Here is a 21,992-nt window from a genome sequence, read left to right on the forward strand (position 1 = left end):
GCCGGTCCGGCCGCCTCGAAGCTGGTACGGGCGGCCCGCGGGCGAATGTATCCTGTCTGTAACAACGCCCATAAAATGAAAGTCCGGTGCTTCCGGGCACCGGGATCGCGAATAATAATGAGATATTTGGCCGGCGCGATGCCGGCCGCATGCCGCACGGAGCGCGGCGTGCACCAGCCCCCGTGGCGGCTGACCGAGGACACAGGAGACGTGGACCATGAGAATTGCCCAGATCGCCCCGCTGACCGAATCCGTGCCGCCGAAGCTGTACGGCGGCACGGAGCGCGTCGTGTCCTACATCACCGAGGCGCTCGTCGACCTCGGCCATGACGTGACGCTGTTCGCCAGCGGCGATTCGACGACCCGGGCCAGGCTCGAACCGGTGTGGCCACGCGCGTTGCGGCTCGACTCGTCGATCCGCGATCGCGTCGCCCCGCACATGCTGCTGATGGAGACGGTCGCGCGCCGCGCGAAGGATTTCGACGTGCTCCATTTTCACATGGACTACTACTCGTTTTCGGTTTTCAACCGGCAGGACACGCCGTACGTGACGACGCTGCACGGCCGGCTGGATCTGCCCGAGCAGCAACCGGTGTTCGACACGTTCAACACTGCGCCGGTGATCTCGATCTCGAATTCGCAGCGCCAGCCGCTGCCGCAGGCGAAATGGCTGACGACCGTGTACCACGGCCTGCCCGACGCACTGTACCTGCCGCAGCCCGTCGAGCCGCGCTATCTCGCGTTCCTCGGCCGCATCTCGCCGGAGAAGCGGGTCGACACGGCGATCCGCATCGCACGCCAGTGCGGGCTGCCGATCCGGATCGCGGCGAAGATCGACGCGGCGGACCACGAATACTTCGAACGCGAGATCAAGCCGCTGTTCGCTCTCCCGCACGTCGAATACATCGGCGAGATCGCCGACCACCAGAAGGCCGAATTCCTGTCGGGCGCGCATGCGCTGCTGTTTCCGATCGATTGGCCGGAACCGTTCGGGCTGGTGATGATCGAGGCGATGTCGTGCGGCACGCCGGTGATCGCGTTCAATCGCGGCGCGGTGCCGGAGGTGCTGGACGAGGGTGTGTCGGGCTTCATCGTCGAGGACGAGATCAGCGCGGTGGCCGCCGTGAACCGGCTGCACCTGCTGCCGCGCGCACGCGTGCGGCAGCGCTTCGAGGAGCGCTTCACGGCGCGGCGGATGGCGCAGCAATACGTCGACGTGTACCAGTCGCTGATTCGCGCGCAGAAGCGTTCGCGCTTCAAGGTGATCGATTCGACGACCTGACGCGCCACGCGCGCGGATAAAAAAACGGCGATGCCCGCAAGGACATCGCCGTTTGCACGTTGCCCGCGCGCGGTGCGCACGGGCGAGGACGCCTCGGCGTCAGATCTTCAGCTTCGTGACCTTCGTGCCGTTGATCGACACGTCGCCCATCAGGCCGGCATTGGTCAGCACGACGACCTGGACCGGCGCGGTGGCCGTGGTCGTGTCGACCGCGCCGTTCGCGCCCATCTTCACGAGCGCGACCGATGCACCGGCGCCGGCTGCCCAGCCGTCCGAGCCGCGGAATTCGTCGAGCGCTTCCTGCGTCATGAACAGGAACACGATCGCCTTCGACTGCGCGCCGGCCTGCAGGCCGACCGACAGCGACGACGTGTTGTAGTACCCGACCGTGCTGCCACCGACGCGCAGTGCGCCGTTGCCCGACTGGCCGCCGACGATGAAGCCTGCCTGGATCACGTCCGGGAACACGAGCACGCCGCGCGACTTCGCGACGAGTTCGCGCGAGCCCTTGACCGTGGAATACATGCGCGACAGCGTTGCGTCGACGCTCGAATCGATCGCCTGACGCTTCGACGCGTTGGTCGCGGCATTGTCGGGCTTGTCGGGGGTGGTGGTGCAACCGGTGAGCGCAAGGCTACCGACGACAAGCGCAGCGGCGGCTTTCAGCACAAGATTCCGTTTTTGCATCGTTCTTCTCCATCGGATGACGTTCGGAGTGAGTCTCGCTCAAGGAGCGGATCACGTCGGCAGTTATATCACAGCGGATTACAAACCCTTTTCGTTCGCGCGTGAAAAAGCGTCAAATCGTTTTGGGGTGTCGCGGCGCGCCAACGGACGGTCGGGCACGCGTACGGCGATACGTCGCGCGGCCGGCCGGGGGCGGCAGGAAAGGGGAAAGGGAAACGGTTGCTGTGCGTCAGTGCGGCGTGACGGGTGGTGCCGGCGGGGCAGGCGGTTTGATCGGCGGGCGCCGCAGCGCGCGGCGGATCAGCGCGATCACGACCCCGCACGCGAACAGGAACGCAGCCGGCACGACCCAATAGCCGACGAATGCATGCCACAGATAACCGGCGAGCGTATTGCGGCGCACCACGTATTCGTCCCGGGCTGCCTGCTGACGTGCCGCGTTGGCGGCCAGCACGTCGGCCGGGCAGCCGGCGGCGCGCGCCGCGTCAGGATCGCCGTGGCACTTCGCGGCGGCGCCTGCCGCCTGCTGCGCATCGGTGAGCTGCCAGGTGGTCAGCGCGAGCTGCAGGTCGGCCTTGTTGTACGCCATTTCCTCGCGGATCTCGCGCACGGCGACGATCGCGACGGGCACGGCCCAGAACACGATCACGATCAGCCAGCGGCGGAACCAGCGGTGTTGTCTCCATGCCATCCATGCCTCCGTTTGACGCGGTGTGCGCGTCCGTCTCGAGGGCGGCCCGATGGCGCTTCTTGTACTTGGATGGGCCGCGTTGCAGCCATCATAGAAGAAATCGCGGCGAATTGCCGCACCATGTGGCGGCATTCGTGCGGCGCGTGTAAGGAAGCGGGGTGGGAGGGTGGTGGAGCATGTCGCAACGGCGACGATGCCGTTGGCCGGACAGCGCGGTGACGCATCCGGCGTCATCGCGCGCGTCGATGCGCATGCAACGAAAACAAAAATGCCGCGCCCGCCGAAGCGGTGCGCGGCATTCGCGCGGGAGCGCCGGAACTCAGGCGGCCGGCTGGCTGCTCAGGCAACTCTTCATGAATGCCTTGCGGTCGTCGCCCTTCTTGTCGGCGGCCTGGGTGTTGCAGGCCTTCATCTTTTCCTGCTGCGACATCTTCTTCGCGGGCTTGGCCGACAGGCAGTCCTTCATGAACGCCTTGCGTTCGTCGCCCGTCTTGCCGGCGGCCTGGGTGTTACAGGCCTTCATCTTGTCCTGCTGGCTGTTCGCCGCGAAAGCGGGGGAAGCCAGCATGCCGCCGAGAAGGACTGCGGCTACGAGCGATTGGATTTTCATTTCGACACTCCCATGGGGTGAATTGCGTTTTATATCGACGCCGTCACGAAGCCCGGCGCAACGGGAACAGGGTCACATCGCGCCGCGCGCTCCGATTATGGCAAATCAATGTGAAAACACCAAAACGGCATACCTATAACGCGGCGGGCAACGCGGCCGTTGACGGCGTGCGCACGCCGGCGATCGGGACAAACCATGATGCGACGCGTTCGGCTCCGGGCGCGCGCACGGGACCTACCGGATGCCGGCCGCGAGCGATTACAATCGCGGCCATGAATATTTCGAACACCGCAACTCCTTCGTCCGCGCCGGCGCTGCCGCGCATCGCCGTACTCGCCACCGGCGGCACGATCGCCGGCGCCGCGCCGGACGCCGCCAGCACGGCCGGCTATCAGGCCGGCGCGCTCGGCGTCAATTTCCTGCTCGACGCGGTGCCGGCGCTCGGGTCGGTCGCGCGCATCGATGCCGAGCAGGTCGCCAGCATCGACAGCAAGGATCTCGCGCTGCCGCTCTGGAATACGCTCGTCGCGCGCATCGACGCGCTGATGGCCGATCCGGCGATCGACGGCATCGTGATCACCCACGGTACCGACACGCTCGAGGAAACCGCGTACGCGCTGCATCTGGTCGTGACCGGCGACAAGCCGGTCGTGCTGACGGCCGCGATGCGGCCGGCCACCGCGCTGTCGTCCGACGGGCCGCTGAACCTGCTGAACGCGGTGACGGTCGCCGCTCACCCGGACGCGCGCGGGCAGGGCGTGCTCGTCGCGTTCAACAACCGGATCCACGGCGCGCGCGACGTCGTGAAGACGAGCACGTACGCGGTCGACGCATTCCAGTCGCCGGAACTGGGCGCGCTCGGCTGGGTGCAGGACGGCCGCGTCGAATTCGCGCGCCGCGTGACGCGCTCGCGCGATGCGCACCTGGCGATTGCTGCCACGTGGCCGCCGGTCGAAGTCGTCGCGAGTTATGCGGGCGTGACGCGCACGGCCGTCGACGCGCTCGTGGCGGCCGGCGTGCGCGGCCTCGTCGTGGCGGGCACCGGCAACGGGTCGATCCACGCGACGCTGCAGGCGGCGCTCGCCGATGCGGTGAAAGCGGGCGTCGCCGTGGTGCGTGCGTCGCGCGTCGGCTCGGGGCACGTGATGCGCAACGGCGCCGCGAACGACGACGTGCTCGGTTTCGTGAGCGCCGGGTCGCTGAGCCCGTTCAAGGCACGCGTGCTGCTGATGCTTGCGCTCGCGAACGGCATGCACGGACGCGACGCGCTGCAACGCGCATTCGATACGCTTTGACCGCTGTCCGCCGATCGGGCGGCGCGCATGAAGAAAAGGCAGGCCATCGGCCTGCCTTTTTTTGCGTCAGTACTGCGCGAATGCTCAGGACTGCGGCGGAATCACGAGCTTCTGACCCGGATAGATGCGGTCCGGGCTCGACAGCATCGGCTTGTTCGCCTCGAAGATCGCCGGGTACTTGTTCGCGTCGCCGTACACTTCCTTGGCGATCGCCGACAGCGTGTCGCCCGGCTTCACATCGTGGTACTGAACTTCCGGATCGTCCGGCTGCAGATCGTCGTCGTTGACGCCCGCGACGCCTTGCACGTTGCCGGCCGCGACCTTGACCTTCGCCTTCGTGTCGAGGTCGGCGACGCTGCCCGACAGCGTGACGGTGCGCGATGCGCCGTCGAACGCCACGGTCAGGTTCGACGTGTCGAGACCTTGCGTGTTGATGTAGTTCTTGATCGCATCGGCCGCGGTCTGGTTCGCGGCATTCGGATCTTCCGCTGCTTGCGCATCGGCGTGACCCAGCAGTTTTTCACCCGCCTCTTTGATAAACGAAAGAAGACCCATCGTTGCACTCCCTAGGTGGTTGAAAAGAAAACGCGCCGTGAAGTGGCGAAAAAAACACCGCGCTGGGCGCGATCACGGGCGTGAGCGCAAGCGCGGCGGATTTCTCGAAAGGCGTGGCGAAAGTGTAGGCGTTCATCGCGACGATTGCATGAAAAATCGCACGCCCGAACGTAAAGAAATGTAATACGCGAAATCCGACAGGCGGACACCCGACGACGACGTCTGACCGACCAAGGCTTCCCCGGCGTCGCCGGGTGCCGCTGCGGACCCCACCACGCCGCTCTCAGCCCAGAGCGGCGTTTTTCGCCCCGCCGCGCACGCATTTCAGCAATACGCGGCGGGGCGCCCCATCGTGATGCACGCGCAGGCGTGCATCGATGCGACCGGCCGTGGCCGGATCGCGTGTGTGCGTCGCGCGTTCGCCGTTGCAGCGAAACGCGCGTCGTTGCGTCGGCGTTACGCGGCCGGCGTCTGGCCGATCTCGAAGTTCGACATGATCTCGAGCGCACGCACGAGTGCCGAGTGATCCCACGCCTTGCCGCCATGCGATGCGCACACGCTGAACAGCTGCTGCGCGCTCGCCGTGTGCGGCAGTGCGAGGCCGAGCTTGCGTGCACCGTCGAGCGCGAGGTTCAGGTCCTTCTGATGCAGCTCGATACGGAAGCCCGGATCGAACGTGCGCTTCGTCATGCGCGCGCCGTGCACTTCGAGGATGCGCGACGCGGCGAAGCCGCCCATCAGCGCCTGGCGCACGCGCTCAGGATCGGCGCCCGAGCGTGCGGCAAACAGCAGCGCTTCGCCGACCGCTTCGATGTTCAGCGCGACGATGATCTGGTTTGCCACCTTGCAGGTCTGGCCCGCGCCGTTGTCGCCGACGAGCGTGATGTTCTTGCCCATCTTCTCGAACAGCGGCTTCGCGCGCTCGAAGGCCTTCTCCGGGCCACCGACCATGATCGTCAGCGTCGCTTCGCGGGCGCCGACTTCGCCGCCGGACACCGGCGCGTCGAGGTAGTCGCAGCCGAGCGCGTTGATCTGTTTCGCGAATTCCTGCGTGTCGAGCGGCGAGATCGAGCTCATGTCGATCACGAGCTTGCCGGCCGAGAGGCCCTTCGCGACGCCGTCGTCGGCGAACAGCACGTTACGCACGTCAGGCGTGTCCGGCACCATCGAGATGATGATGTCGGCGTTCTGCGCGACTTCGGTCGAATTTGCGACGACCTTCGCGCTGGCGCGCAGGTCGTCGGGAATCGGGAACGCACCGTTCACGACGAGCTGATGATCGCCCTTGAGCAGGTTGCGCGCCATGTGCGCGCCCATGATGCCGAGGCCGATGAAACCGATGGTTGCCATGTGAAAGTCTCCTATAGGGGCGTATGTGGGAATGCCGCGGGAAGGGCGGGCCTCAGGCTGCGCGACGCGCCGAGCCCGATGCGCAGCCGGCGACGCTTTGCAGCCAGCCGAGGCCTTCCGTCGTGGTGGTGCGGGGCTTGTATTCGCAGCCGACGTAGCCGGCGTAGCCGAGCCGGTCAAGCAGCGCGAACAGGAACGCGTAATTGATCTCGCCCGTACCCGGCTCGTTGCGGCCCGGGTTGTCCGCGAGCTGGACGTGGCCGATCGATGCGAGGTTGCGTTCGATCGTCGCGGCCAGTTCGCCTTCCATGCGTTGCATGTGATAGATGTCGTACTGCAGGAACAGGTTGTCCGAGCCGACCGCGCGGATCACGTCGAGCCCTTCGGACGAGCGGTTCAGCGCGAAGCCCGGGATATCGAAGCTGTTGCACGGCTCGACGAGCAGGCGGATGCCTTCGCGCTTGAGCGCGTCGGCGGCGAAGCGCAGGTTGTCGACGATCGTGACGAACGTCTTGTCGCGCGCCGTGCTCGCCGACGGGATGCCGACGAGGCAGTTCAGCTGCGGCACCTTCAGCGCCTTCGCGTACTCGATGGCACGGCCGACCCCTTCCTGGAACTCGCCGACGCGATCGGGCAGGCACGCGATGCCGCGCTCGCCCTGATCCCAGTTGCCCGCGGGCAGGTTGTGCAGCACGAGGCGCAGGCGATGCGTCTCGAGCCGCTCGGCGAGTTCCTCTTTCGCGTACGGATACGGGAACAGGAACTCCACGGCGTCGAAGCCCGCGTCGGCGGCCGCCTTGAAGCGGTCGAGGAACGGCACTTCGTTGAACAGCATGGTCAGGTTTGCAGCAAACTTCGGCATGAGCTAAGCCTCTTCGGTCGGTCAGTCAAAAAATGTCGTGCGGATCAGTCGAGCATCGAGATCGCGGTCGGCGCGTGTTCGGCCTTCTCGGCGAGTTCCTCGAACTCGTTGATCGCGTCGATTTCGGTGCCCATCGAGATGTTCGTCACGCGCTCGAGGATCACTTCGACGACGACCGGCACGCTGAATTCTTCCGCGAGCGTTTGCGCCTGCCGCAGCGCCGGCTCGATCTCTTCCGGCTTGAACACGCGCAGCGCCTTGCAGCCGAGGCCTTCCGCGACCGCCACGTGGTCGACGCCGTAGCCGTTCAGCTCCGGTGCGTTGACGTTGTCGAACGCGAGCTGCACGCAGTAGTCCATGTCGAACGCACGCTGTGCCTGGCGGATCAGGCCGAGGTACGAGTTGTTCACGACGACGTGCACGTACGGCAGCTTGAATTGCGCGCCGGCGGCCAGCTCCTCGATCATGAACTGGAAGTCGTAGTCGCCGGACAGTGCGACGATCGGACGGCGCGGGTCGGCCGCACGCACGCCGAGCGCGGCGGGGATCGTCCAGCCGAGCGGGCCGGCCTGGCCGCAGTTGATCCAGTTGCGCGCCTTGAACACATGCAGGAACTGCGCGGCGGCGATCTGCGACAGGCCGATCGTGCTGACGTAGCACGTGTCGCGGCCGAACACCTTGTTCATCTCTTCGTACACGCGCTGCGGCTTGACCGGCACGTTGTCGAAGTGGGTCTTGCGCTGCAGCGTGCGCTTGCGTTCCTGGCACTCGGACACCCATGCGCTGCGATCCTTCAGCTTGCCGGCGGCCTTCCATTCCTGCGCGACGGCGACGAACAGTTCCAGCGCGGCCTTCGCGTCCGACACGATGCCGAGATCAGGGCCGAACACGCGGCCGATCTGGGTCGGCTCGATGTCGACGTGCACGAACTTGCGGCCCTTCGTATAGACCTCGACGCTGCCCGTGTGGCGGTTCGCCCAGCGGTTGCCGATGCCGAGCACGAAGTCGGACGCGAGCATCGTCGCGTTGCCGTAGCGGTGCGACGTCTGCAGGCCGACCATGCCGGCCATCAGCGGGTGGTCGTCGGCAATCGCGCCCCACGACATCAGCGTCGGGATCACGGGCACGCCGATCGTTTCGGCGAACTGGACGAGCAGGTCTTCGGCCGCCGCGTTGAGCACGCCGCCGCCCGACACGATCAGCGGCTTGTCCGCGTCGTTGAGCATCGCGAGCGCCTTCTCGATCTGCGCGCGGGTCGCCGCGGGCTTGTAGACCGGCAGCGGTTCATACGTGTCGATGTCGAATTCGATCTCGGCGAGCTGCACGTCGATCGGCAGGTCGACCAGCACCGGGCCCGGGCGGCCCGAGCGCATCAGATGGAACGCCTGCTGGAACACGCGCGGCACCAGCGCCGGCTCGCGCACCGTGACGGCCCACTTGGTGACGGGCTTCGCGATCGACTCGATGTCGACGGCCTGGAAGTCTTCCTTGTACAGGCGCGCACGCGGTGCCTGGCCCGTGATCGCGAGGATCGGAATCGAGTCGGCCGACGCGGAGTACAGGCCGGTGATCATGTCGGTGCCGGCGGGGCCCGACGTGCCGATGCACACGCCGATGTTGCCCGGCGCGGCGCGCGTGAAGCCTTCGGCCATGTGCGACGCACCTTCGACGTGGCGGGCCAGCACATGGCTGATGCCGCCCGACTTGCGCATCGCGGAATAGAACGGGTTGATTGCTGCGCCCGGCACGCCGAACGCGGTCTGGATGCCTTCCTTCTCGAGCACGAGTACGGCTGCGTCGACGGCTCTCATCTTGGCCATGAATGTCTCCTTGAATGTGCGGATCTTGCGAATCGGTCTGTTGGGAACACTTTAGGGATGCAAGAAAGGTTTGATAAGATCAGCCGAAGTTACTTATTTCGAAACTAAAAGTATGGAATGACGGCCGGACGGGGTTTTCCCGCCGGTGTCGGAGCCGGGATGGAGACGGGAGATGGATCGTTTCAAGCAGATCGAGACGTTCGTGCGAGTCGCGGACGCGGGCAGCCTCGCGGCGGCCGCGCTCGAGGAGGGCGTGTCGCCGGTGGTGCTGGGGCGGCGCATCGACGCGCTGGAGAAGCGCCTCGGCGTGAAGCTGATGTACCGCTCGACGCGGCGGCTGGTGGTCAGCGAGGAGGGCGCCGCGTTCCTCGAGCGCTGCCGCGGGCTGTTGTCCGAATGGGACCAGGCCGAGAACGAGCTGGCCGCCGGCCGCCGCGCGGTCAGCGGGCACCTGATCGTGTCCGCGCCAGCCGCGTTCGGCCGCAAGCACGTGGCGCCGCACGCGCCCGGTTTCCTCGCCGACAAGCCGGAAATGCAGCTGTCGTTCAACCTGACCGATCGTGTCGTCGATCTCGTGCGCGAAGGCTACGACCTGTCGATCCGGATCGGCGGCTCGGTCGACCCGAACTTCGTCGCGGTAAAGCTCGCGTCGAACCGGCGCGTCGTGTGCGGCACGCCTGACTATTTCCGCCGCCACGGCCGGCCGAAGTCGCTCGACGACCTGCTCAGGCACAACTGTCTCGCGTTCAACCTGCAGGGGGGCCAGAACCGCGGCTGGTATTTCCAGCGCCACGGCAAGATCGTGACGATGCGGGTGGCCGGCAATCTCGACTGCAACGACGGTGAGCTGCTGCACCGCTGGGTAGCGGAAAGCCTCGGGCTCGGCTGGCGCTCGACCTGGGAAATCGCCGCACAGCTCGAGACGGGCGAACTCGAGACGGTGCTCGACGAATATGCGCTGCCCGACTACGACATCCTCGCGGTCTATCCGCAGCAGCGCTACGTGCCTGCGCGCGTGCGCTACTTCATCGACTACCTGCGCGAAGCGTATGCGCGCCCCGGCTACTGGAGCAGCACGCCGTAACGGGCGCGGCAGGTTCCGGCATTTTTTTGCGCATCATCGGCTCCATGCGGGAATAAACTCGACGCAGCGGCGGTAAGGTCATCGAGTGCGCACGCTGCCGGTCTGTCCGGGCACCGGGCGCGGAACGGGCGCGGCTTCGGCCGCCGGGACCAGGGAGGCCATGTGGGGCAAGCCGGACAGGCGGTCGACGAACGGACGGAGGACGACGCGGTCGCGCGTGGCGAGCGGTTTCGCGCGCTCGTGTTGCCGCATCTCGACGCTGCGTACAACCTCGCGCGCTGGCTGAGCGGCAATGCGGGCGACGCGGACGACGTCGTCCAGGACGCGTGCATGCGCGCGCTGCGCTTCGTCGACTCGTGTCGTGGCGACAACGCGCGACCTTGGCTGCTGACGATCGTGCGCCACACCTGGTACACCGAGTGGCGCCGCCGCACCCACGCGCACGAGGTTGCATTTCCCGACACGCTCGACGACACGGAGGTGCCCGACGACTGGCAGCCGGCGACCGAGGATCCGCTCGCGCAGTTGCTGCGCGGCGAAAACGTGCGGCTGGTGAACGCGGCGCTCGCGAAGCTGCCGCCCGAATATCGCGAGGTGCTGGTACTGCGCGAGATGGAGGACTTGAGTTATCGCGAGATCGCGGCGATCGCCGACGTGCCCGTCGGCACCGTGATGTCGCGGCTTGCACGCGGCCGGCGCAGGCTCGCCGCGCTGCTGGGCGACACGGCGGCGCCGGCGTCGACGTCCAAACCCGCGCCGGGACGTGCGTCGGCAAGCGGAACCGCATCGGAGGCGATCGATGGACTGTAACGAAGCGCGAGCGTTGCTGGACGCAGACGTCGACCGCGAGCTGTCGGCGCCCGATGCATTGCGCATCCAGCGGCATGTCGAAGGGTGCGACGCGTGCCGCCGCGAACGCGAACGAATCGTCGCGCTGGGGCGGATCGTGCGGCAGGCCGACTATCATCGCGCGCCGGATGCGCTGCGGGCGAGCATCCTCGCGGGACTGCCGGCGGCGGGCGGCGCGGGGGCGCGCAGGCAAGCCCGCGCGGAACCGGAGCCTGACGCAGCGGCGCGGCCGCGACCTCGACCGAACGGTCGCCGCTGGTTCTCATGGCCGACCGGGCGCGGCGAGCCGGCTCGCCCGGTGCCTGCCGGGCCGGGGCCGCGTGTCCCGGCGCTGCCCGGGCTTGGGTGGGGCGTGGCGCTGGTGATCGCGCTGGCCGCGGCCGCCGGAATGGTGGTGTCCGCGCGCCACGCCGAAACCGGCCAGACGGTCGACGAACTGGTCGCGAGCCACGTGCGGGCCGGCCTGTCGGCGCGCGACATCGACGTGATCTCGACCGACCGGCATACGGTCAAGCCGTGGTTCAACGGCCGACTCGACTATGCGCCGCCGGTCGAGGACCTGTCGGCGAGCGGTTTCCCGCTGGCCGGCGGCCGGCTCGACTACGTCGGGCGGCGCCGCGTCGCAGTGCTCGTCTACCGGTACCGGCAGCACGTGATCGACGTGTACGTGTGGCCGGTCGGCGTTGGGCGGCAGGGTGCGCCGTACGCGACCGTGTCGCAGGGTTACGCGCTCGACCGCTGGGATGCGGCCGGGATGACGTGGTGGGCTGTGACGGACGCCGAGCCGTCGGCGCTGGCCGCGTTCAGGACGGCGCTCGACGCGCGGCTGGGCGGGGCGCGCAGCGAGTGACGGCAGGTCGCGCCACCGGCCCGTCATCCTGCGCGCTACGCTCCGTCCCCGATTCTTGGGCCGGCGCACCGCCAGCCTTTTGAATTGTCGGCACCGTTCAAGTCTTTGAAAACATGGCCGAATCCGGTCGGAAATCGTCGATCGGTATTGCATGCTCCCTGTATCCGGGTTAGAATCTTCGGCTTCTCACTTGCCACACCGGTTCAGACGCCCGGGTGGCTTCAATCCACAAGGAGTGTGTAATGCGTCATTACGAAATCGTATTCATCGTGCACCCCGATCAGAGCGAGCAAGTGCCCGCGATGATCGAGCGTTACAAGACCACGATCACGACGCACGGCGGCCAGATCCACCGTGTCGAAGACTGGGGCCGTCGCCAGCTGGCCTACATGATCGAGAAACTCGCGAAGGCTCACTACGTCTGCATGAACATCGAGTGCGACCAGACGACGCTCGACGAACTCGAACACGCGTTCAAGTTCAACGACGCCGTGCTGCGTCACCTCATCGTCAAGATGAAGAAGGCCGAGACCGGCCCGTCGCCGATGATGAAGGAAGTTCAGCGCGAAGAAGCCAAGAAGGCGGCTGCAGCTCAGCCGACCGAAGCGCAGGCTTAAGTTCGTCACTCATTAAGCCATCAAGGAGCGCGTCACCCACGTGAACAGGTTGCAATTGACGGCGAGCGTCGTCGAACGCGCACCGGTGCGATATACGCCGGCAGGTGTTCCGATCGCAAGCGCCACGTTGCATCACCGCACGGAAGTCGTTGAAGCAGGCATTCACCGTCAGGTCGAAATGACGATCGAGGCGGTGGCGGCCGGTGAGGCGAGCGGCAAGCTGGAAAGCCGTGAAATGGGCGTCGAGACGCTGTTCACGGGCTTCCTGGCGAAGAAAAGCCGCAACGCGAGAACCTTGGTGTTTCACATCACTGCATTGCAGGACATAGGAAAGGACTGAAATCATGGCCCGCCCGACTGGTAAGAAATTCGACAAGCGTCGTCAGCAACAAAACCCGCTCTTCAAGCGCAAGAAGTTCTGCCGTTTCACGGCTGCCGGCGTCGAGCAGATCGACTACAAGGACACGGAAACGCTGAAGGACTTCATCGGCGAAAACGGCAAGATCACGCCGGCTCGTCTGACGGGTACGAAGGCGCACTATCAGCGTCAGCTGGACACGGCAATCAAGCGTGCGCGTTTCCTCGCGCTGCTGCCGTACACCGATCAGCACAAGGCGTAATCAGGCGACGCAATAAGGAGAATTCGAATGCAAATCATTCTGTTGGAAAAAGTCGCCAATCTGGGCAACCTCGGCGATATCGTCAAGGTCAAGGACGGTTACGCTCGCAACTTCCTGATCCCGAACCGCAAGGCTCGCCGTGCAACGAAGGAAGCGATCGCCGAATTCGAAGTTCGCCGCGCTGAACTCGAAAAGATCGCCGCTGAAAAGCTGGCGGCATCGCAGGCAGTCGGCGAGAAGCTGAACGGCCAGTCGTTCGAAATCACGCAGAAGTCGGGCGTTGACGGCCGTCTGTTCGGCTCGGTCACGAACGGCGACGTCGCGGAACTGCTGAAGAAGGCAGGTTTCGAAGTCGAGAAGCTGCAAGTTCGCATGCCGGAAGGCCCGCTGAAGATGATCGGCGAGCACGTCGTTCAGATCGCGCTGCACACGGACGTCATCGTCGACGTCACGATCAACGTGATCGGCGACCACGCGTAAGCGTACGCAGGCTTTCCGGGCGGCTTCCGTCGACCGGACAAGGGCAGGCGCCCGGGCAACCGGGGCCTGCCTTTTTTATTGTCCGATCGCCGGAGCGGTAGCGCTGCCGCGATCAATTCGCGATAATCCCAACCCATGAACGCGCCGCAAGATCCTCAAATCGAATCGCTGAAAGTCCCGCCACATTCAGTCGAAGCCGAGCAGTCGGTGCTCGGCGGCCTGTTGCTCGACAACGCGGCATGGGACCGGATTGCCGACTTCCTGTCGCAGGGCGACTTCTATCGCTACGACCATCGGATCATCTACGAGCACATCGGCCGGTTGATCGCGTCGACACGCCCGGCCGACGTCGTGACCGTGTACGAAGCGCTGACCACGTCCGGCAAGGCCGACGACGTCGGCGGCCTCGCCTACCTGAACGCACTCGCGCAGAATACGCCGAGCGCCGCGAACATCCGCCGCTACGCGGAAATCGTGCGTGACCGCGCGGTGCTGCGCCGGCTCGTGTCGGTCGCCGACGAAATCTCGGCCGACGCGTTCAATCCGCAGGGCAAGGAAGTTCGCCAGCTGCTCGACGAGGCCGAGTCGAAGGTGTTCTCGATCGCCGAAGAAGGCGCGCGCGGCAACCAGGGCTTCCTCGAGATCGGTCCGCTGCTCACGCAGGTCGTCGAGCGCATCGACACGCTGTATCACACCGCGAACCCGAGCGACGTCACGGGCACGCCGACGGGCTTCGTCGACCTCGACCGGATGACGTCCGGGATGCATGGCGGCGAATTGATCATCGTCGCGGGGCGGCCGTCGATGGGTAAGACCGCATTTTCGATGAACATCGGCGAATACGTTGCGGTTGAGTACGGGCTGCCGGTGGCGGTGTTTTCGATGGAAATGCCGGGCACCCAGCTCGTGATGCGTATGCTCGGCTCGATCGGCCGCCTCGACCAGCACCGGATGCGTACCGGCCGGCTGACGGACGAGGACTGGCCGAAGCTGACGCACGCGGTGCAGAAGATGAGCGAGGCGCAGCTCTTCATCGACGAGACAGGCGGCCTGAACCCGATGGAATTGCGCTCGCGCGCGCGGCGTCTGGCCCGCCAGTGCGGCAAGCTCGGCCTGATCATCGTCGACTACCTGCAGCTGATGTCGGGCTCGTCGCAGGGCGAGAACCGCGCGACCGAAATCTCGGAAATCTCGCGATCGCTGAAGAGTCTGGCCAAGGAACTGGACGTGCCGGTGATCGCGCTGTCGCAGCTGAACCGCGGGTTGGAGCAGCGTCCGAACAAGCGTCCGGTGATGTCCGATTTGCGTGAATCGGGCGCAATCGAACAGGACGCGGACGTGATCCTGTTCATCTATCGTGACGAGGTCTACAACCCGGACAGCCCGGACAAGGGCACGGCCGAAATCATCATCGGCAAGCAGCGTAACGGTCCGATCGGGCCCGTTCGGCTCACGTTCCTGGGTCAATACACGAAGTTCGACAACTTTGCGGGGGCCCAGACCTTCTACGGCGAGTAACACTTCTTCGCCAGATGTAAACCGTTATTTCACCAAGCGTTGTATCCAATCCCGGCGCGTGCAGATGCGCGCGTCGCGTCGCAACCGAAAACGGTACAATATCGCCCGTTTTCGTGACAGTCGTTTGACAATCTCTCAGGAATCCCATGTTCGGTCGATTCATGCCCACCGAGGGCAAGTTCTTTGAACTCTTCAACGCGCACGCGAAGCACATCGTTTCCGGTGGCCGCGAGCTCGAACTGCTGATCGACAATCTCGCCGACGCCGAGATTCACAAGCAAAACGTGCAGACCGCCGAGAAGGCCGCTGACAAGCTGACGCATGAAGCGATCGATCTGCTGCACAAGACCTTCATCACGCCGCTCGATCGCGACGAGATCCACAAGCTGATCACGACGATGGACGACATCCTCGACCTGATGGAAGACGTCGCCACGGCCGTGTCGCTGTACGACGTGCAGTCCGTCACGTCCGAGGCGAGCCAGCTCGCGCACATCGTCACGCAGTCGGCCCAGCACGTGCAGCAGGCCGTCGGATTGCTGTCGGACATGAAGCAGTCGGCGCAGATCCTCAAGCAGTGCGAGGAGATCGACCGCTGGGAGTCGGAAGCCGATCGCGTGCTGCGCGCGGCGATGTCGAAGCTGTTCCGCGAGGAAGACGACGTGAAGACGCTCATCAAGCTGAAGGCGATCTACGAGTTGCTCGAGGAGATCACCGACAAGTGCGAGGACGTCGCGAACATCATCGAAGGCATCGTGTTGGAAAACGCCTGAGCGGACCACGATGCATTCGATACAACTCGCCCTATGGATGGTCGCGACGCTCGTACTCGTCGCGCTCGTATTCGACTTCATGAACGGCTTCCACGACGCGGCGAACTCGATCGCCACCGTCGTGTCGACCGGGGTGCTGAAACCCCAGCAAGCCGTGGTGTTCGCAGCCGCGTTCAACGTCATCGCGTATTTCATCTTCCACCTGAAAGTTGCGCAGACGGTCGGTAAAGGCACGATCGACCCCGAGATCGTCGACCACTATGTCGTGTTCGGTGCGCTGGTCGGTGCGATCGGCTGGAACGTGATCACGTGGTATTACGGGATTCCGTCGAGCTCGTCGCACGCGCTGATCGGCGGCCTCGTCGGCTCGGCGCTCGCGAAGTCGGGCTGGAGCTCGCTGAACATCGACGGCCTGATGAAGACCGTCGCGTTCATCTTCATCTCGCCGCTGCTCGGCTTCATCCTCGGTTCGCTGTTCATGCTCGGCGTGTCGTGGCTGTATTTCCGTACCGCACCCAGCAAGGTCGACCGGCGCTTCCGCCGGCTCCAGCTGCTGTCGGCCGGTCTGTACAGCCTGGGCCACGGCGGCAACGACGCGCAGAAGACGATCGGCATCATCTGGATGCTGCTGATCGCGTCGGGCTATGCGTCGGCGACCTCCGATGCACCGCCCGCGTGGGTGATCGGCGCGTGCTACCTGTCGATGGGCCTCGGCACGCTGTTCGGCGGCTGGCGAATCGTCCGCACGATGGGCCAGAAGATCACGAAGCTCAAGCCGGTCGGCGGTTTCTGTGCCGAAAGCGGCGGGGCGATCACGCTGTTCATCGCGTCGTTCCTCGGCATTCCGGTGTCGACCACGCACACGATTACCGGTGCGATTGTCGGCGTCGGCGCGACGCAGAAGCTGTCGGCCGTGCGTTGGGGCGTTGCCGGCAACATCGTGTGGGCCTGGGTGCTGACGATTCCGGCGTCTGCGCTGATCGCCGCGGGTGGATGGTGGATCGGGCATCAGATCTTCTGATTCCGACGCTGCCGGACGACGCGACATGCGCCGCAAACCGAAAGGTTGCGGCGCATTTTCTTTGGTGGTCGGGAAAGGGGCGGGACTGGCGGGGTTGCCGCCGGGATGGGGCCGGTCAGTAACTGCCGTTCGCGAAGCGGGCGATCGGATCGTCCGCGGTGCCGGTGCGCGGGCCGCGCGGCGCGGATTGCGTCGACGCACGCAGCACCTGCACGGGCTCGATGTCGCGCGGCGACGGCGCGGCGGCCGCAGGCGGGGGCTCCGTATCGAACGCGGCAGCCTGGGCGGCCGTCAGTGCCGTCGTCGGAATCTGCGTGCCGGTCTCCGTCGGGACTGCGTTCGCCGTCATCGCGGTCATGTCGCCATTCGCGGATGCCACCTGCTGCTGGGCTGCCGGCATGCGCGGCGGCGGCGGTTCGTAAGGGTCGACGGACGGGGCGGCTGCCGGGGCGACCGCTGCGGTCGATACGACCGGTGCCGCCAGCATGACCGGAGCCGGCGACGGTGTTGCGCCGGCTTGTGACGAAGCGTAGGCCGGCTGCCGCGGCGCGGCGGCTGCGACGACCGGGGCCGGTGCGGCCGTCGGCGCATCGCGCCGTGCCTCGTAGGTCGGCGCATCGAACGGTGCTGGCGTACCGCGCGGCGGCGCGACACGGCGAATGCCGTCGAAGCGCTTGGCCCAGTACGGGTTCGTCAGGTAGTCGAGCCGCACGGTGCCGCCGGTCGACGGCGCGTTGACAAAGCGCAGCTTGCCGACGTAGATGCCGACGTGCGAATGCGGGCGTCCGGTCGTATTGAAGAAGATCAGGTCGCCCGGCGCGACCTGGTCGGGGTCGATCGACACGCCGCGGCTGCTCATGTCGGCGGTCGTGCGCGGCAGGTTCACGTCGGCCGCGCGGCCGATCACGTAGCGCACGAGCCCGCTGCAGTCGAAGCCGCTCGTCGGCGTGTTGCCGCCCCAGCGGTACGGCACGCCGACGAGGCTCATCGCCTGGATCGAGATCTCTTCCTGGCCGACGCTGTGATCGACGAATTTCGGGAAATTGGCAGGCGCCGGGAACGCGCGCGGCGTCGTGATCTTCATGCCCGAGGTGCGCGAAGCCGACTGCTGCGGCACGCTGGAGCAGGCCGCGAGCAGTGAAACGACGGCGACGGGAACCCAGATTCGAAGCATGACATGGCGGACGAGCGCAGGGCGCTCGCCAATCGTATGACAACAGACAGACCCGATGGTAGACGTTCCGGCGGGGCTTAGGCAACCATTCCTGAGAATTTACTTGAAGTTTCGCGCGTAAGTGAGGCCGTTGCGTAACGAATCATGACCAACGTTTCCGACCCCAAAAATAAAAACGGCGCTCCGGAAACGGAGCGCCGCATTGCGTCGACGGCCGGCGGGCAGCCGGTCGCGCGTTACAGGATGTCCGACGCGTAGTCTGCGAGCCGCGAGCGTTCGCCGCGCGCGAGCGTCACGTGGCCGCTGTGCCCCCAACCCTTGAAGCGGTCGACGACGTAGGTCAGGCCCGAGCTGCCTTCGGTCAGGTAAGGCGTGTCGATCTGTGCGATGTTGCCGAGGCACACGATCTTCGTGCCGGGGCCCGCGCGCGTGACGAGCGTCTTCATCTGCTTCGGCGTGAGGTTCTGCGCTTCGTCGATGATCAGGTACTTGTCGACGAACGTGCGGCCGCGCATGAAGTTCATGCTCTTCACCTTCAGGCGCGAACGGATCAGCTCCTGCGTCGCCGCGCGGCCCCATTCGCCGGCTGCGTCGTCGGTCTTCTGCAGCACTTCGAGGTTGTCGTCGAATGCGCCCATCCACGGCTGCATCTTCTCTTCCTCGGTGCCGGGCAGGAAACCGATGTCCTCGCCGACGGGCACGGTCGCGCGCGTCACGATGATCTCGTTGTAGCGCTTGTCGTCGAGCACCTGCGCGAGGCCGGCCGCGAGCGCGACGAGCGTCTTGCCGGTGCCGGCCTGGCCGAGCAGCGTGACGAAGTCGATCTCGGGGTTCATCAGCAGGTTCAGCGCGAAGTTCTGCTCGCGATTGCGCGCGGTGATGCCCCACACGTTGTTCTTGTGGTGGCTGTAGTCGCGCAGCGTCTGCAGCAGCGCCGTCTTCCCGTTCAGCTCACGGACGATCGCATGGAACGTCGGTTCGCCGTTCTGCGGTTCGAGATAGACGAACTCGTTGACGAGCATCGACGCGACGAGCGGGCCCGTCACGCGGTAGTACGTGGTGCCCGTCTTCGTGTCCTGCCAGCTCTCCATGCCCTTCGCATGCCTGGTCCAGAAATCCTGCGGCAGCTCACGCACGCCGTTGTACAGGAGATCCGAGTCCTCGAGCACCTGGTCGTTGAAGTAGTCTTCCGCGGGCAGGCCGAGCGCATGCGCCTTGATCCGCATGTTGATGTCTTTCGACACCAGCACGACCTGGCGGTCCGGCCGGTCGCGCTGCAGCGCGCGCACGACGCCGAGGATCTGGTTGTCGGCCTTGCCTGCCGGCAGGCCTTCGACGGGCGGAATGTTGGTGAGCGTCGTCTGGAAGTACAGGCGGCCGAGCGCCTCGCGGCTGCCGAGGCGCGACAGCGGAATGCCGTTCGTGATCGGGCCCGCGTCGGCGACCAGTGCGTCGAGCGTGCGGCTCACCTGGCGTGCGTTGCGCGCGACTTCCGACATCCCCTTCTTGTGGTTGTCGAGTTCCTCGAGCGTCATCATCGGCAGATAGACGTCGTGTTCCTCGAAGCGGAAGAGGCTGCTCGGATCGTGCATCAGCACGTTGGTGTCGAGCACGAACAGCTTCTGCAGTTCGGCTTCGGCGGCCTTGCGGTTGCGCGACTTCGTCGCGGCGCCGGCATCGCGTGCGGGCGCCGCGGCCGGTTTCGCGGCGGCGGGCTTGTCGTGGCGTGCCTCGACCGGCGCGGCGGGTGCTGCTTCGACCGGCGCCTGGATCGGCTGCAGCAGCGCCGCGGTCTGTTTGGTCCTGCGGCCGCGTGCAGGTGTGCTCGCGGATTCTTGCGCCGACGACGCGACGGCGCGCAGCGGCGCGGCCGTGTTCGCGGCTTCGGTCATCGGTTGGGCCACGCTGGCCGGGCCATAGTCACCGGCAGTGGATGCGTCCCCTTCGGCGGATTTCTTCGCGGCTTTCGCGGGTCGCGCTTTCGCCTTGTATTCGTCGGGCGGCAGCAGGCTGCCGAGCTTGCTGGGGGGGGTAGGCAAAGGCATGGTGTCCCTCGGGAGGAATCGTGTCGCATGAAGTGCGCCGCTGATCGCATCCTGCGTGACGTACACGCATGCAGTTTGCGCGCGGTGGCGCACAGGAATTTCGTCTAGCCGGTTCGCCTAAGTGTCGATCAGCTCCTTGACGGGGTGAGGGCCGGACCGAGGGCCGGCGCGCAGTCCATAAAAAAAGCCGCTGCCCCGTCGACAGGGACATGCGGCTCGGCTGATACCGTCGTAATGCGCGTCAGGTGCCGGGAAGCATCGCATCGGGCACCGGTGCAGCTACGAGAAATATGGGGCGAACTGGCATTCATTGCGGCCCAATATAACGCGGCTCAAAGCGCTTGTACAGCCCTTAGCACGTCGTCCACGTGACCGGGCACCTTGATGCCGCGCCATGCCTGGCGAAGCACGCCGTCGGCGTCGATCAGGAACGTCGAACGCTCGATTCCGCGCACTTCCTTGCCATACATTTTCTTCATCTTGATGACATCGAACAGCGTGCACAGCGCTTCGTCGGCATCGGAGATCAACGGGAACGGCAGTTCGAGCTTTGCCTTGAAGTTGTCATGAGAGCGCAGGCTGTCGCGCGACACGCCGATGACTTCGGCGCCCGCCTTCTTGAACTTCGGATAGAGATCGCGGAACTGCAGGCCTTCGGTCGTGCAGCCCGGCGTGTTGTCTTTCGGATAGAAATACAGGACGAGCTTCTTGCCCTTCAGGTCGGACAGCGAAATGTCGCCGCCCGTAGCCGGTGCGGTGAAATCGGGAACTTGGCGGTCAACTTCGACGGACACGTGTTTCTCCTGTTGTTATGGAAAGGCGCCGCTCGGGCGGCGCGGTACGGCGGGACGTCGCGGCGGCACGCCGCGAGGGCAGGGCCGGCGGGGCGCCGGCGCGCGCGAACTCAGTCGGGCTGGACGATCAGTTCGCCGGAGCGGCCGGGAATCTCGCCCCACGTGACAGGGTACGATGGCAGCGAGTCGCGGTCCAGCGTCGCGTGGTAGTCGCCCATCGTCGCAAACGTATGGCCCTGTGCGCGCCACCCCGCGAGCAACTGCTCGAACACCGGCGCGAGCTTCTGGCCTTCCAGTTCCGCATGCAGCGTGAACACCTGGTCGTGCGGATTGGTCTCCGTGAACTTCAGGATATGCGCGGCGACGTTGTGCGTGTCGATGCCGTCGATGCCGAGCACTTCGTCGAGCGTCGGCAGCGTGGTCGGCATCTGCACGTGCGACAGCGTGCGGCCGCCGACGACGGGAAGGTACGGCGAATGGCCGCGACCGTCCGATGCGTAGCGCATCCCCCATGCGTCGATCTGCTCGAACGCCGCGTCGTTCATCTGCCAGCCGGCCGCGCCGTGCGTGACGGGCGGCGCGCCGAAGACGTCGACGAAGCGCGCGTGGCTCTTCTGCATTTCACGCGCGGTCCAGTCGCGATCGCGCACGCGCACGTTGTCTTGCCAGTACACGTGATCCCACGTGTGGATCCCGCATTCGAAGCCGGCCTCGTGGATCGCGCGCATGTCCGCGATCGCGCGGCGGCCGATGTCGGGGCCCGGCAGCAGCACGCCGTACATCAGCTGCTTCACGCCGTAATGCTCGACCACCGACGTGCGCGACACCTTCTTCAGGAAGCCGGGGCGGAACACGCGCCGCAGCGCCCAGCCCGTGTGATCGGGCCCGAGGCTGAAGAGGAAGGTCGCGCGCGCACTGAAGCGGTCGAAGATGCGCGCGAGGTTCGGCACGCCTTCGCGCGTGCCGCGCAGCGTGTCGACGTCGATCTTGAGGACGATACGAGCCAAGCGAGTGT

Annotated in this window: 23 protein-coding genes; 12 read left to right on the forward strand and 11 right to left on the reverse strand. The window is 65.8% G+C overall.

The genetic code is table 11. From position 1 onward, the window contains the following. The first annotated feature begins 217 nt into the window (after positions 1 to 217). Positions 218 to 1,282, forward strand: coding sequence for a glycosyltransferase family 4 protein (locus DIE11_RS07585; protein WP_124622587.1), 1,065 nt, complete (start codon positions 218 to 220; stop codon positions 1,280 to 1,282). Between the two features lie 99 nt (positions 1,283 to 1,381). Here DIE11_RS07585 and DIE11_RS07590 read toward each other — a convergent pair whose 3' ends face one another. The 3 genes from DIE11_RS07590 to DIE11_RS07600 form a co-directional block, all read right to left on the reverse strand. Then, a complete protein-coding gene (locus DIE11_RS07590; protein WP_059680074.1) occupies positions 1,382 to 1,969 on the reverse strand; it encodes a YSC84-related protein in 588 nt (195 codons plus the stop codon). A 229-nt stretch (positions 1,970 to 2,198) separates the two neighbouring features. Further along, complete coding sequence (locus DIE11_RS07595; RefSeq protein ID WP_059464355.1) at positions 2,199 to 2,660, reverse strand: hypothetical protein; 462 nt, start codon at positions 2,658 to 2,660, stop codon at positions 2,199 to 2,201. A gap of 319 nt (positions 2,661 to 2,979) precedes the next feature. Further along, a complete protein-coding gene (locus tag DIE11_RS07600; RefSeq protein ID WP_044843641.1) occupies positions 2,980 to 3,270 on the reverse strand; it encodes a PsiF family protein in 291 nt (96 codons plus the stop codon). A gap of 272 nt (positions 3,271 to 3,542) precedes the next feature. On the opposite strand from DIE11_RS07600, the gene DIE11_RS07605 reads away from it, so the two are divergent. Continuing rightward, positions 3,543 to 4,565 (forward strand): asparaginase, encoded by a 1,023-nt coding sequence (locus DIE11_RS07605; RefSeq protein ID WP_124622588.1) that lies wholly within the window; start codon positions 3,543 to 3,545, stop codon positions 4,563 to 4,565. Positions 4,566 to 4,649: 84 nt separating this feature from the next. On the opposite strand, the gene lysM is transcribed toward DIE11_RS07605, so the two are convergent. From lysM to gcl, 4 genes are all read right to left on the reverse strand, one after another. Continuing rightward, the gene (lysM, locus tag DIE11_RS07610) at positions 4,650 to 5,120 is read right to left on the reverse strand and encodes a peptidoglycan-binding protein LysM (protein ID WP_021162125.1); all 471 of its coding nucleotides are present in this window, start codon (positions 5,118 to 5,120) and stop codon (positions 4,650 to 4,652) included. 456 nt (positions 5,121 to 5,576) lie between these two features. Then, positions 5,577 to 6,485 carry a 2-hydroxy-3-oxopropionate reductase gene (locus DIE11_RS07615; RefSeq protein ID WP_260437096.1) on the reverse strand — a complete coding sequence of 303 codons (909 nt, stop codon included), beginning with the start codon at positions 6,483 to 6,485 and terminating at the stop codon, positions 5,577 to 5,579. Positions 6,486 to 6,522: 37 nt separating this feature from the next. Further along, on the reverse strand, positions 6,523 to 7,332 hold the full coding sequence (hyi, locus tag DIE11_RS07620) for a hydroxypyruvate isomerase (RefSeq protein WP_059604237.1): 810 nt from the start codon (positions 7,330 to 7,332) through the stop codon (positions 6,523 to 6,525). Positions 7,333 to 7,376: 44 nt separating this feature from the next. After that, positions 7,377 to 9,152, reverse strand: coding sequence for a glyoxylate carboligase (gene gcl, locus DIE11_RS07625; RefSeq protein WP_124622592.1), 1,776 nt, complete (start codon positions 9,150 to 9,152; stop codon positions 7,377 to 7,379). A gap of 172 nt (positions 9,153 to 9,324) precedes the next feature. Between gcl and DIE11_RS07630 the strand changes: the two genes are divergently transcribed. The 10 genes from DIE11_RS07630 (at position 9,325) to DIE11_RS07675 (ending at position 16,964) form a co-directional block, all read left to right on the forward strand. Next, a complete protein-coding gene (locus tag DIE11_RS07630; protein ID WP_059604243.1) occupies positions 9,325 to 10,236 on the forward strand; it encodes a LysR family transcriptional regulator in 912 nt (303 codons plus the stop codon). 162 nt (positions 10,237 to 10,398) lie between these two features. Beyond that, positions 10,399 to 11,046, forward strand: a complete 648-nt coding sequence (locus DIE11_RS07635) for an RNA polymerase sigma factor (RefSeq protein WP_124622594.1) — start codon at positions 10,399 to 10,401, stop codon at positions 11,044 to 11,046. Then, positions 11,036 to 11,935, forward strand: a complete 900-nt coding sequence (locus tag DIE11_RS07640; RefSeq protein WP_124622595.1) for an anti-sigma factor — start codon at positions 11,036 to 11,038, stop codon at positions 11,933 to 11,935. The genes DIE11_RS07635 and DIE11_RS07640 overlap by 11 nt, the downstream gene beginning before the upstream one ends. A 242-nt stretch (positions 11,936 to 12,177) precedes the next feature. Beyond that, positions 12,178 to 12,552: a 30S ribosomal protein S6 gene (gene rpsF / locus DIE11_RS07645; protein ID WP_006755436.1), complete on the forward strand. Its 375-nt coding sequence runs from the start codon at positions 12,178 to 12,180 to the stop codon at positions 12,550 to 12,552. A gap of 40 nt (positions 12,553 to 12,592) precedes the next feature. Continuing rightward, the gene (priB, locus tag DIE11_RS07650; RefSeq protein ID WP_124622597.1) at positions 12,593 to 12,892 is read left to right on the forward strand and encodes a primosomal replication protein N; all 300 of its coding nucleotides are present in this window, start codon (positions 12,593 to 12,595) and stop codon (positions 12,890 to 12,892) included. 4 nt (positions 12,893 to 12,896) lie between these two features. Beyond that, a complete protein-coding gene (gene rpsR / locus DIE11_RS07655; protein ID WP_004193360.1) occupies positions 12,897 to 13,172 on the forward strand; it encodes a 30S ribosomal protein S18 in 276 nt (91 codons plus the stop codon). Positions 13,173 to 13,199: 27 nt separating this feature from the next. After that, positions 13,200 to 13,652 carry a 50S ribosomal protein L9 gene (gene rplI, locus DIE11_RS07660; protein ID WP_059604251.1) on the forward strand — a complete coding sequence of 151 codons (453 nt, stop codon included), beginning with the start codon at positions 13,200 to 13,202 and terminating at the stop codon, positions 13,650 to 13,652. Between the two features lie 135 nt (positions 13,653 to 13,787). After that, positions 13,788 to 15,170 (forward strand): replicative DNA helicase, encoded by a 1,383-nt coding sequence (locus tag DIE11_RS07665; RefSeq protein ID WP_006486249.1) that lies wholly within the window; start codon positions 13,788 to 13,790, stop codon positions 15,168 to 15,170. Between the two features lie 146 nt (positions 15,171 to 15,316). Further along, on the forward strand, positions 15,317 to 15,943 hold the full coding sequence (locus DIE11_RS07670; RefSeq protein WP_044847234.1) for a DUF47 domain-containing protein: 627 nt from the start codon (positions 15,317 to 15,319) through the stop codon (positions 15,941 to 15,943). 10 nt (positions 15,944 to 15,953) lie between these two features. Further along, positions 15,954 to 16,964 carry an inorganic phosphate transporter gene (locus DIE11_RS07675; protein WP_059604254.1) on the forward strand — a complete coding sequence of 337 codons (1,011 nt, stop codon included), beginning with the start codon at positions 15,954 to 15,956 and terminating at the stop codon, positions 16,962 to 16,964. Between the two features lie 115 nt (positions 16,965 to 17,079). Here the strand turns inward: DIE11_RS07675 and DIE11_RS07680 are convergent, their stop codons facing one another. The 4 genes from DIE11_RS07680 to DIE11_RS07700 all read right to left on the reverse strand — a co-directional run bounded on the left by DIE11_RS07680 (position 17,080) and on the right by DIE11_RS07700 (position 21,984). Then, positions 17,080 to 18,138 carry a C40 family peptidase gene (locus DIE11_RS07680; protein WP_124622599.1) on the reverse strand — a complete coding sequence of 353 codons (1,059 nt, stop codon included), beginning with the start codon at positions 18,136 to 18,138 and terminating at the stop codon, positions 17,080 to 17,082. 236 nt (positions 18,139 to 18,374) lie between these two features. Then, the gene (locus DIE11_RS07685; RefSeq protein WP_059604261.1) at positions 18,375 to 20,183 is read right to left on the reverse strand and encodes a PhoH family protein; all 1,809 of its coding nucleotides are present in this window, start codon (positions 20,181 to 20,183) and stop codon (positions 18,375 to 18,377) included. A gap of 332 nt (positions 20,184 to 20,515) precedes the next feature. Continuing rightward, positions 20,516 to 20,977, reverse strand: a complete 462-nt coding sequence (locus DIE11_RS07695) for a peroxiredoxin (protein WP_059604264.1) — start codon at positions 20,975 to 20,977, stop codon at positions 20,516 to 20,518. Between the two features lie 110 nt (positions 20,978 to 21,087). Then, a complete protein-coding gene (locus DIE11_RS07700) occupies positions 21,088 to 21,984 on the reverse strand; it encodes a polysaccharide deacetylase family protein (RefSeq protein ID WP_059529808.1) in 897 nt (298 codons plus the stop codon). Positions 21,985 to 21,992: the final 8 nt, after the last annotated feature.

Origin of the sequence: Burkholderia sp. Bp9012, assembly GCF_003853825.1 — a bacterium.
GTDB classification, from domain to species: Bacteria; Pseudomonadota; Gammaproteobacteria; order Burkholderiales; family Burkholderiaceae; genus Burkholderia; species Burkholderia diffusa.

Bases quoted from the DNA above. Each gene is read 5' to 3' on its own strand.
- hyi (WP_059604237.1), bottom strand. From the start codon at position 7,332: ATGCCGAAGTTTGCTGCAAACCTGACCATGCTGTTCAACGAAGTGCCG.
- DIE11_RS07675 (WP_059604254.1), top strand. From the start codon at position 15,954: ATGCATTCGATACAACTCGCCCTATGGATGGTCGCGACGCTCGTACTC.
- gcl (WP_124622592.1), bottom strand. From the start codon at position 9,152: ATGGCCAAGATGAGAGCCGTCGACGCAGCCGTACTCGTGCTCGAGAAG.
- rpsF (WP_006755436.1), top strand. From the start codon at position 12,178: ATGCGTCATTACGAAATCGTATTCATCGTGCACCCCGATCAGAGCGAG.
- DIE11_RS07630 (WP_059604243.1), top strand. From the start codon at position 9,325: ATGGATCGTTTCAAGCAGATCGAGACGTTCGTGCGAGTCGCGGACGCG.
- DIE11_RS07585 (WP_124622587.1), top strand. From the start codon at position 218: ATGAGAATTGCCCAGATCGCCCCGCTGACCGAATCCGTGCCGCCGAAG.
- DIE11_RS07605 (WP_124622588.1), top strand. From the start codon at position 3,543: ATGAATATTTCGAACACCGCAACTCCTTCGTCCGCGCCGGCGCTGCCG.
- DIE11_RS07665 (WP_006486249.1), top strand. From the start codon at position 13,788: ATGAACGCGCCGCAAGATCCTCAAATCGAATCGCTGAAAGTCCCGCCA.
- DIE11_RS07670 (WP_044847234.1), top strand. From the start codon at position 15,317: ATGTTCGGTCGATTCATGCCCACCGAGGGCAAGTTCTTTGAACTCTTC.
- DIE11_RS07640 (WP_124622595.1), top strand. From the start codon at position 11,036: ATGGACTGTAACGAAGCGCGAGCGTTGCTGGACGCAGACGTCGACCGC.
- DIE11_RS07590 (WP_059680074.1), bottom strand. From the start codon at position 1,969: ATGCAAAAACGGAATCTTGTGCTGAAAGCCGCCGCTGCGCTTGTCGTC.
- DIE11_RS07680 (WP_124622599.1), bottom strand. From the start codon at position 18,138: ATGCTTCGAATCTGGGTTCCCGTCGCCGTCGTTTCACTGCTCGCGGCC.
- rpsR (WP_004193360.1), top strand. From the start codon at position 12,897: ATGGCCCGCCCGACTGGTAAGAAATTCGACAAGCGTCGTCAGCAACAA.
- DIE11_RS07600 (WP_044843641.1), bottom strand. From the start codon at position 3,270: ATGAAAATCCAATCGCTCGTAGCCGCAGTCCTTCTCGGCGGCATGCTG.
- lysM (WP_021162125.1), bottom strand. From the start codon at position 5,120: ATGGGTCTTCTTTCGTTTATCAAAGAGGCGGGTGAAAAACTGCTGGGT.
- DIE11_RS07685 (WP_059604261.1), bottom strand. From the start codon at position 20,183: ATGCCTTTGCCTACCCCCCCCAGCAAGCTCGGCAGCCTGCTGCCGCCC.
- DIE11_RS07595 (WP_059464355.1), bottom strand. From the start codon at position 2,660: ATGGCATGGAGACAACACCGCTGGTTCCGCCGCTGGCTGATCGTGATC.
- rplI (WP_059604251.1), top strand. From the start codon at position 13,200: ATGCAAATCATTCTGTTGGAAAAAGTCGCCAATCTGGGCAACCTCGGC.